We start from the raw sequence: 472 nt of genomic DNA, 5'->3' as shown, positions 1-472 counted from the left end.
CGCCCGCCCCGAGCGTGGCGACAGGCCGGACCGGACCGAAAAGCCGGACAGGCCCGACAAGCCCGACCGCAGCGACAAGCCGGACAGAAGCGCCAAGCCCGAGCGTGGCGAAAGGCCCGATCCGAGCACCAAACCCGAGCGCGGGGACAAGCCCGAGCGTGAGGGCAGGCCGGACCGGAACGAAAAGCCGGACCGGAACGACAAGGGCGACCCCGCCCGTCGCGGCGCGCCGGACGCGACGCCGGATGCCAAGACGCCGGATGCCAAGACGCCGGATGCCAAGACGCCGGATGCCAAGACGCCGGATGCTAAGACACCCGATACCAAAGCCCCCGACGCGAAGCCGGCTCCCAACACCCGGCCGGGCGTTCCGGGTAAGCCCTTCGTCCCGCCGGGTCAGGCGCAGGAGAAGAACGACCGTGACGACAAGCGCGGTGCGGACGACCGGCGCGGTGCGGACGACCGGCGCGGG

The 472-nt window shown here is 72.2% G+C and carries 1 pseudogene; it reads left to right on the top strand.

Features of this window, described 5'->3' with window-relative positions:
* Positions 1–472: pseudogene (locus FV220_RS25745) on the top strand (hypothetical protein); the annotation flags it as partial.

It is taken from the genome of Methylobacterium sp. WL19, from assembly GCF_008040005.1.
In the GTDB taxonomy this organism is placed as follows: Bacteria; Pseudomonadota; Alphaproteobacteria; order Rhizobiales; family Beijerinckiaceae; genus Methylobacterium; species Methylobacterium bullatum.
This window is presented reverse-complemented; position numbering and strand designations above follow the sequence as displayed.